Source organism: Crystallibacter degradans, assembly GCF_012952295.1.
Taxonomy (GTDB): Bacteria; Actinomycetota; Actinomycetes; order Actinomycetales; family Micrococcaceae; genus Crystallibacter; species Crystallibacter degradans.
In genome coordinates, this window is sequence record NZ_JABBCH010000114.1 from 1 (window position 1) to 255 (window position 255).

The following is a 255-nucleotide window of genomic DNA, read 5'->3' on the forward strand; positions in this document are numbered from 1 at the left end:
CGTCAGGAGGGTCATGATCCAACCGCTGTATCTACTTCGCGCCGGTGGGTTGGGGTGCGGGCGCGGCTTCGGCGACCTGGCCCATGGCCTCTCCCGGCTGCGGCAGGTCCAGCCGCTTCAAGAGCAGCGCATTGACCGCGACAATCACACTGGAACCGGACATGGAAATGGCGGCGATTTCCGGGCTGAGCATGATACCCAGGCCCGGGTAGAAGACGCCGGCGGCAATCGGCAGGGCGATGACGTTGTAGCCGA

Annotated in this window: 1 protein-coding gene; it reads right to left on the reverse strand. The window is 65.1% G+C overall.

Annotated elements, in window-relative coordinates:
• Nucleotides 1–31: 31 nt before the first annotated feature.
• The coding region (locus HGO92_RS24955) for a hypothetical protein (RefSeq protein WP_169999136.1) at nucleotides 32–255 on the reverse strand (224 nt) is incomplete at its 5' end.